The sequence below is a fragment of the Microbacterium resistens NBRC 103078 genome, from assembly GCF_001552355.1.
GTDB lineage: Bacteria > Actinomycetota > Actinomycetes > Actinomycetales > Microbacteriaceae > Microbacterium > Microbacterium resistens.
The window spans coordinates 41,586-49,125 of record NZ_BCRA01000039.1; the positions used below are offsets into that span (position 1 = coordinate 41,586).

Genomic DNA, 7,540 nt, shown 5'->3' on the forward strand with positions numbered 1-7,540 from the left:
GAACGGAGCCGCCATGGCCCTCTCCCACGATCCCCTCTGGCCGCGCGGCGGCGACTGGCCCGCCCCCGACGGCCCGGCCGACGCCGTGCTCCTCGGCGTGCCCACCTGGCGCACGTCGCTGTCCCCCACCGGCGCGCATGCGACGCCGGCGGCGATCCGCGAGGCCCTGCGCCGCTACAGCCCGACCGTGATGGGCCCGCCGGTGCAGGACCTGGACGCTCTCCTCCGCATCGCCGACGCCGGCGACGTGACCGAGCCCGACGGCGACGACGGCGTCGCCCGGACGGTGGACCGGGTACGGGCGCTGGCCGAGACGGCGCGCCTCGTCATCGCCCTCGGCGGCGACAACTCCCTGACGTACGCGGTCGCCCGGGGCGCGGGCGCGTCGGGACTCATCACGATCGACGCGCACTTCGACCTCCGCGACGGCGTCTCCAACGGCTCGCCCGTGCGCCGCCTCGTCGAGGACGCGCCCGAGCGGGAGCGGATCGATCCGCGGCGGATCGTGCAGATCGGCATCGCAGACTTCGCCAACTCCGCCGCGTACGCCGCCCGCGCCGCCGACTGGGGCATCCGGGTCATCACGATCGACGAGGTGCGCCGCCGCGGGATCGACGACGTCGTGGCCGAGGCCGTCGAGATCGCGGGGGCGGGCGCGGATCCGCGCGTCCACCTCGACATCGACGTCGACGCCTGTGACCGGGCCGCGACGCCCGGCTGCCCGGCGAGCGTCCCCGGCGGGTTCGCCGCGTGGGAGCTGCGGGCCCTCGTCCGGGCGATCGTCGCGGATCCGCGGGTCGTGAGCGCGGACCTCGCCGAGGTCGACGCCACCGCCGACGCCGAGGACGGGCGCACCGTGCGTCTCGCCGCGCTCGGCGTCCTGGAGCTGCTCGCCGCGCTCGCCGCCCGCGGCTGAGCCGGGGTCTGTTCCGGGGGTTCGGGGTCCGTTCTGGGGCTTCCGGGCCCCACGACGCGCCCCGAATCAGCGAAACGCGCCCCGAATCCGTCAGCCGTCCCGACCTGCGACCGCCTCCGGGATGGGGACGCCTCCGGTGTTGAACCGGATCGTGCGCCGCACGGTGGACGGATCGGCGAGCACCGCGGCGACGACGGCCGCGACGTCCGCCCGCGGCACCTCTCCCGAGCTCGTCGCCGTCGCGTCGATCCGTCCGGTCGGCGCGGCGTCGGTGAGCCGGCTCGGCCCGAGCACGGTCCAGTCGAGCGCCGTTGCCCGCAGATGCTCGTCCGCGGCCGCCTTCGCCTCGGCATAGGCGTGGAACGAGTGCTCCGGGGGACGCCGTGATCCGGCGAGGATCCGAAGTACGACACCATCACGTAGCGGCCGACACCGGCGTCCGCCGCCGCGTCCATCGAGCGGATCGCCGCGTCGTGGTCCACGGCCCGGGTGCGCGCCGGGTCTCCCCCGCCCGCGCCGGCCGACCACACGACCGCGTCGTGTCCGGCGATGAGGGCGGCGAGCGCGCCGCGGTCTTCGCGCTCCACGTCGAAGACGACCGGGTCGGCCCCGGCGCGGCGGACGTCCTCCGCCTGGGCGGCGTCGCGGATCACGGCCGTCACCTCGTCTCCGCGCGCGGCCAGCAGGGGCTCGAGGAGAAGGGCGATCTTGCCGTGGCCGCCGATGAGGAGGATGCGTGTCATGCCGTCCACGCTACGCCGAGGATCCGGCACGCGGGCCGGTCGAGCCGGGTCAGGATACGCACGTGCCCCCGCGTCCGCCAGCCCCTCGGCCCCCGGTGCTCCCCGCGTGAGGGTGGGGTGATCCCGACAGAGAGGATCGATCATGGAGGACAAGCCCGCCCGGGCGATGAAGGACGAGAACTACAACCTCGTCTGCGTCCTGGAGGCGTCGCTGCGCAACGCCTGGAAGATGCAGACGTACATCGAGGACGCGGAGCAGGCCGGCGACGCGGAGCTCGCCGAGTGGTTCCGCAAGGTGCAGCACAACAGCCTCAAGGCCGGCGAGCAGGGCAAGCGCATGCTCCGTGCCCGGCTGGAGGAGGTCGAGGAGGTCCCGGCATGAGCGGGGCGGTCGACGCCGCGGCGGGATCGACGACGACGGCGGTCTGCGAGGTCTGCGGCAACGTCTACGACAGGTCGTTCACCGTGACCCAGGCCGGCCGCACGCGCACGTTCGACAGCTTCGAGTGCGCGATCCACGCCATGGCTCCGACGTGCGCCCACTGCGGGTGCCGCGTGATCGGCCACGGCGTGGAGGCGGACGGCGTCGTCTACTGCTGCGCGCACTGCGCGCGCGGCCACGGCGAGGAGTCCCTGCGCGACCGTGCGTGACCCCGGCTCGGGGCCGGTTCTGGGGCGTTCCGGCCCCGTATCGCGCCCCGATCCCCCGGAGGGCGCCCCAAACGCGCGCGGATCCGGGATCAGACGGGGAGGCCGTCCTTCCACACGCGGTGCACGAGCGGGACACCGGGCCGATAGGCCAGGTGCACGCGGGTCGGCGCGTCCAGGAGGACGAGGTCGGCGCGGGCGCCCGGTGCGATGCGGCCGACGTCCTCCCGGCGCAGGGCCGCGGCACCGCCCGCCGTGGCCGCCCACACCGCCTCCGCCACCGTCATCCGCATGTCGCGCACAGCGACGGCGATGCAGAACGGCATCGAGGACGTGAAGCTGGATCCCGGGTTGGTGTCGCAGGCCAGGGCGACCGTCACGCCGGCGTCGATGAGCCGCCGCGCATCCGGGTATGGCTGGCGCGTGGAGAACTCCACGCCCGGGAGGAGCGTGAGGACCGTGTCCGACCCCGCGAGCGCCGCGATGTCGTCGTCGGTCAGGAACGTGCCGTGGTCGACGGATGCGGCGCCGAGCTCGACCGCGAGACGCACGCCGTCCCCGGGGCCGAGCTGGCTGGCGTGGAGCCGAGGGCGCAGCCCTCGGGCGATCCCGGCCTCCAGGATCCGGCGCGACTGGGCGACCGTGAAGGCGCCCGTCTCGCAGAACACGTCGATCCACCGCGCATGCGGAGCGCAGGCGTCGAGCATCGGCCCCGTCACGAGATCGACATACGCGTCCGGGTCGTCCGCGTACTCGGCCGGCACCACGTGCGCCCCGAGGAACGTGACCTCCTCGGTCGCCTCGGCCGCCAGCCGCACGAGCCGCTCCTCGGTCGCGACATCCAGGCCGTATCCGCTCTTGACCTCCACCGTCGTGGTGCCCTGGGCGTGCATCTCGTCGAGGAGGCCGCGCAGCCGGGCGCGCAGTTCGTCGTCCGTGGCCGCGCGTGTGGCGGCGACGGTGGACCGGATGCCGCCCGCGGCATACTTCTGACCCGCCATCCGCGCCTCGAACTCCGCAGCGCGATCCCCGCCGAACACGAGGTGGCTGTGGCTGTCGACGAAGCCGGGGATCACGGCACGCCCTGCGGCGTCCACGGTCTCCTCGGCCTCGCGCGGCGCGGGTGCGTCACCGGTCGTCCCGACCCAGCGGATCCGCCCGTCCTTGACGAGCACCGCCGCATCGTGCAGGGTCCCCGTCGGGTCCGCCGCCGCCCGCCGCGGGTCGTTGGTCGTCAGCTCCCCGATGTTCGTGATCAGCGTGCGCACGGTGCCATCCTCCCTCTGTGTGATGCCGAGTGGTCAGTTTCTGCGGGTTGGGGCCGCCCGAACCCACAGAAACTGACCACTCGATGGGGGAACGCGCGAGTCACAGGCCCATCGGGACCGTGAGACCGCGCTCGCGGGCGATGTCCTTGGCGTGCTCGTAGCCCGCGTCGACGTGCCGCATGACCCCGGTGCCCGGATCGTTCGTCAGCACACGCTCGAGCTTCTGCGCGGCGAGCTCGGATCCGTCGGCGACGGTGACCTGACCGGCGTGGATCGACCGACCGATCCCGACGCCGCCGCCGTGATGCAGCGACACCCACGACGCCCCCGACGCCGTGTTCAGCAGCGCGTTCAGCAGCGGCCAGTCGGCGATCGCGTCCGAGCCGTCCTTCATCGCCTCCGTCTCGCGGTAGGGAGACGCGACGGAGCCGGAGTCGAGGTGATCGCGGCCGATGACGATCGGAGCCGACAGCTCCCCCGAGGCGACCATCTCGTTGAACCTCAGCCCGGCCAGGTGGCGCTCCTTGTAGCCCAGCCAGCAGATCCGTGCGGGCAGCCCCTCGAAACGGACCTTCTCCCCCGCCTTCTCCAGCCAGCGGTGCAGCGCCGTGTCCTCGGGGAAGAGCTCCGCGATCGCGCGGTCGGTCCTGCGGATGTCCTCGGGATCCCCGGAGAGCGCCGCCCACCGGAACGGCCCGCGCCCCTCCTCGAACTGCGGACGGATGTAGGCCGGGACGAACCCCGGGAAGGCGAAGGCGCGATCGAAGCCGCCCAGCTGCGCCTCGGCGCGGATCGAGTTGCCGTAGTCGAACACCGCGGCCCCACCGTCCTGGAACGCGACCATGGCCTCGACGTGCGCGGCCATCGAGGCGCGGGCCCGGGCCGTGAACCCCTCGGGGTCGCGCTCGGCCTCCGCCCGCCATTGCGAGAACGGGATCCCCACGGGCAGGTACGCCAGCGGGTCGTGGGCGCTCGTCTGGTCGGTGACGATGTCGATCGGCACGCGGCGACGATGCAGCTCCGGGAACACCTCCGCGGCGTTGCCGACGACGCCGACCGAGAGGGCCTCGCCGGCCTCCTTCGCGGCGACGACCCGCGCGATGGCGGCATCGAGGTCGGTCGTGTACTCGTCGAGGTAGCCGTGCTCCACGCGGCGGGCCAGGCGCGACTCGTCGACGTCGACGATGAGCACCGTGCCCTCGTTGAGGGTGACGGCGAGCGGCTGCGCGCCGCCCATGCCGCCGGCGCCCCCGGTGAGCGTCAGCGTGCCGCGCAGCGAGTCGCGACCGAGCGACCGGGCGACGGCGGCGAACGTCTCGTACGTGCCCTGGAGGATCCCCTGGGTGCCGATGTAGATCCAGGATCCCGCCGTCATCTGGCCGTACATCATGAGCCCGAGCTCCTCCAGGCGGCGGAACTCCGGCCAGGTCGCCCAGTCGCCCACGAGGTTCGAGTTCGCGATGAGCACCCGCGGCGCCCACTCGTGGGTGCGGAAGACCCCCACGGGCTTGCCGGACTGCACGAGCAGCGTCTCGTCCGGCTCCAGCTCGTCCAGGGTCCGGACGATCGCGTCGTAGGCGGCCCAGCTGCGCGCCGCACGCCCCGTCCCGCCGTACACGACGAGGTCCTCGGGATGCTCGGCGACCTCGGGATCGAGGTTGTTCATCAGCATGCGCTTGGCAGCCTCCGCGCCCCAGCTCTTCGCAGTGCGCTGGTTGCCGCGGGGGGCGCGGACCGGCGGACGTGCGCCGGTCGAGGACGGGTCAGACATTCGCGTGCTCCTTCGCAGTGCGGGCGACGGCCCCCGAGCGGACGAGCTCGGTCACCGCCTCCATGTCGGGAGAGAGGAAGTGGTCGGGACCCGGCCCCGCGGCGACCGTGCGCACGAGGTCGCGGACCGCGCCGGTGGCGGGTCCCGCCTCCAGCGGCGCGCGCAGGTCCAGCGCGCGGGCGCCGGTGATGATCTCGACGGCGAGGACCCGGGCCAGCCCGTCGATCGCCCGGCGGAGCTTTCGCGCCGCGGCCCAGCCCATCGAGACGTGGTCCTCCTGCATCGCCGAGGAGGGGATCGAGTCCACCGAGGCGGGGACGGCGAGGCGTTTGAGCTCGGAGACGATGCCGGCGGCGGCGTACTGGGCGATCATGAGGCCGGAGTCCACGCCGACCTCGTGGGCGAGGAAGGGCGGGAGGCCGTGGTTGCGCGCCGGGTCGAGGGCGCGGTCGGTCCGGCGCTCGGACACGGACGCCACGTCCGCGACGGAAATCGCGAGGAAGTCCAGGACCGCCGCCACCGGGGCGCCGTGGAAGTTGCCGTTCGACTCGATGCGCCCGTCCGCGGTCACGACGGGGTTGTCCACGACGCTCGCGAGCTCCCGCTCGGCGATGGAGGCGGCGTGGGCCATCGTGTCGCGGGCCGCGCCGTGCACCTGCGGCGAGCACCGCAGTGAGTAGGCGTCCTGCACGCGTCCGTCCTCCGGGCCCTTGTGGCTCGCGACCATGGGCGAGGACCCGAGGAAGGCGCGGAGGTTCGCGGCGGAGGCCGCTTGCCCGACCTGCGGGCGCAGGGCCATGAGGTCCGCGGCGAAGACCGCGTCGGTGCCGAGCTGCGACTCGATGGACATGGCCGCGGCGAGGTCGGCCGTCGTGATCAGGGTGTCCAGGTCGTGGAGGGCGAGCAGGAGCATCCCGAGCATGCCGTCCGTGCCGTTGATGAGGGCGAGCCCCTCCTTCTCCACGAGGACGAGCGGCTCGATCCCGGCCTCTGCGAGCGCGTCGGCCGCCGGGCGGACGGCACCGTCCGCTCCCCGCACCTCGCCCTCCCCCATGGCTGCGAGAGCGATGTGCGCGAGCGGGGCGAGGTCGCCGGAGCAGCCGAGGGACCCGTACTCGCGGACGATCGGCGTGATCCCGGCATTGAGCATGGCCGCGTAGGCGTCGACGACCTCCGGCCGCACCCCCGTGTGGCCGGAGGCGAGGGTCTGCAGGCGCAGCAGCTGCAGCGCCCGCACGACCTCGGTCTCGACCTCGGGACCGGTGCCGGCGGCGTGCGAGCGGATGAGGCTCGCCTGGAGCTGACGGCGCCGCTCGGGCGCGATGAAGGTCGTGGCCAACGCGCCGAAGCCCGTGGAGACGCCGTAGTGCGGACGGGGATCCGCGGCCATCGCGTCGATGACCCCGCGCGCGGCGGCCACGCGGGCGCGCGCCTCGGGCGCGATCTCGACACGGGCGCTGTCGCGGGCGACGGCGACGACGGCGGCGGGAGTCAGCGTCGCGGCGCCGACGAGGACGGGAGAGGGATCCGGCATGCCTCGATTCCACACCGCGCGCCTTCCGCGCGGTCGATCGCTGTGGCAACCTTTGTCTGTGATCCCAGACAATCGTCCGCAGGTCCCGGCGGCCGACCAGACGCTGCGGATCCTGCGCCATCTGGCCCGGCGGCCGGGGCCGGTGGCGGCGTCGGCCCTGGCCCGCGATCTGTCGATCCCCCGCTCGACGGTCTACCACCTCCTCGCGACGCTGGAGGATCACGGGTTCGTCGTGCATCTGCCGCAGGAGCGCCGCTGGGGCCTCGGCACCGCGGCCTTCGAGCTGGCCGGCGGCTATGCCCGCCAGGAGCCCCTGGCTCGGCTCGGGCGTCCGGTCGTCGCGGGTCTGGCGGACCGGATCGGCGAGAGCGCGCACCTGGCGGTGATGACCGGGCGGGACGTCCTCTACATCGTCGAGGAGCGGGCGGCCCGGCGCCCGGCGCTGGTGACGGACGTGGGCGTCCGGCTGCCCGCCCATCTCACCGCCACCGGACGGGCCATGCTCGCCGCGCTCCCCGCGGCGCAGGTGCGGGCGCTGTACCCCGACGCCTCCGCGTTCGCGGACCGCACCGGGCGCGGCCCGACCCGGCCCGTCGAGCTGCGTGAGGTGCTGCGGGAGGTCCGCCGTGCCGGGCACGCGACCGAGGACGGGGAGGTGAC

The 7,540-nt window shown here is 74.1% G+C and carries 7 protein-coding genes and 1 pseudogene; 4 read left to right on the forward strand and 4 right to left on the reverse strand.

Going from position 1 to position 7,540, the window contains the following annotated elements; genetic code table 11:
• Positions 1-13 precede the first annotated feature (13 nt).
• Positions 14-916 (forward strand): arginase family protein, encoded by a 903-nt coding sequence (locus MR1_RS08195; RefSeq protein WP_067244887.1) that lies wholly within the window; start codon positions 14-16, stop codon positions 914-916.
• Positions 917-1,006: 90 nt separating this feature from the next.
• Here the strand turns inward: MR1_RS08195 and MR1_RS08200 are convergent.
• Positions 1,007-1,659 (reverse strand): annotated as a pseudogene (locus tag MR1_RS08200) (NAD(P)H-binding protein).
• 142 nt (positions 1,660-1,801) lie between these two features.
• On the opposite strand from MR1_RS08200, the gene MR1_RS08205 reads away from it, so the two are divergent.
• Positions 1,802-2,041 (forward strand): hypothetical protein, encoded by a 240-nt coding sequence (locus tag MR1_RS08205; protein WP_067244889.1) that lies wholly within the window; start codon positions 1,802-1,804, stop codon positions 2,039-2,041.
• Positions 2,038-2,310 (forward strand): hypothetical protein, encoded by a 273-nt coding sequence (locus MR1_RS08210; protein WP_067244891.1) that lies wholly within the window; start codon positions 2,038-2,040, stop codon positions 2,308-2,310. Before MR1_RS08205 ends, MR1_RS08210 begins: the two co-directional genes overlap by 4 nt.
• Positions 2,311-2,399: 89 nt before the next feature.
• Here MR1_RS08210 and hutI read toward each other — a convergent pair whose 3' ends face one another.
• The 3 genes from hutI to hutH all read right to left on the reverse strand — a co-directional run bounded on the left by hutI (position 2,400) and on the right by hutH (position 6,880).
• On the reverse strand, positions 2,400-3,575 hold the full coding sequence (hutI, locus tag MR1_RS08215) for an imidazolonepropionase (RefSeq protein WP_067244894.1): 1,176 nt from the start codon (positions 3,573-3,575) through the stop codon (positions 2,400-2,402).
• Positions 3,576-3,675: 100 nt separating this feature from the next.
• Positions 3,676-5,346, reverse strand: a complete 1,671-nt coding sequence (gene hutU, locus MR1_RS08220; RefSeq protein WP_067244896.1) for a urocanate hydratase — start codon at positions 5,344-5,346, stop codon at positions 3,676-3,678.
• Entirely contained in the window at positions 5,339-6,880 is a 1,542-nt protein-coding gene (gene hutH / locus MR1_RS08225) for a histidine ammonia-lyase (protein ID WP_067244898.1), read from the reverse strand. Before hutH ends, hutU begins: the two co-directional genes overlap by 8 nt.
• Before the next feature lie 52 nt (positions 6,881-6,932).
• Between hutH and MR1_RS08230 the strand changes: the two genes are divergently transcribed.
• Positions 6,933-7,540 (forward strand): IclR family transcriptional regulator (locus tag MR1_RS08230; protein WP_409366244.1); only part of this gene is annotated, 608 nt, incomplete at its 3' end.